This window comes from Streptomyces glaucescens, assembly GCF_002154375.1.
Lineage (GTDB): Bacteria > Actinomycetota > Actinomycetes > Streptomycetales > Streptomycetaceae > Streptomyces > Streptomyces glaucescens.
Genome location: NZ_MUND01001085.1, coordinates 338 through 945 on the forward strand (window position 1 = coordinate 338; position 608 = coordinate 945).

Sequence of the window (608 nt, forward strand, 5' to 3'; positions counted from 1 at the left end):
CGGCCCTGCGCGGCGTCCTCGCCAGACTCCCCGCCGCGCTCAGACACCGCACGCCGCTGCCCGACCGGGTGGAACAGGCGGCCCGACTGCTGGACGGGAGGCACCCATGACCGACGACGCGGCCCGGCCCGACGGCCGTACCACCGTGGTGGTGATCACCCGCGACCGCCGGCCCGAACTGCTGCGCACCCTGCGCACGCTGCGCGACCTGCCGGAACGGCCCGCGGTGATCGTCACCGACAACGGCTCCCGCGACGGCACCGCCGAGGCCGTCGCCCGTGACCACCCGGAGGTGCTGCTGCTGCGGCCCGGACGCAACCTGGGCGCCATCGGCCGCAACCTCGCGGTGCGGTACGCGCGCACCCCGTACGTGGCCTTCTGCGACGACGACACCTGGTGGGAGCCCGGCTCCCTGCGCCGCGCGGCGGACGTGCTCGACGCGCACCCGAGGGTCGCCGCCGTGACCGCCCGGATCGTCGTCGAACCGTCGGGGGAGGAGGACCCCGTCGTCGCCGAGCTGCGCGACTCGCCCCTCACCGGCCCCGACTGGCTGCCCGGCCCCGCCCTCGGCTCGTTCCTCGCCGCCGCCACCGTGATGCGCGCCGACG

Annotated in this window: 1 protein-coding gene; it reads left to right on the forward strand. The window is 77.0% G+C overall.

The window, feature by feature from the left end; all coding sequences use genetic code 11:
- Positions 1–106 precede the first annotated feature (106 nt).
- Positions 107–608: glycosyltransferase family 2 protein (locus tag CCN42_RS40775; protein WP_143662276.1), on the forward strand; the 502-nt coding region annotated here is incomplete at its 3' end.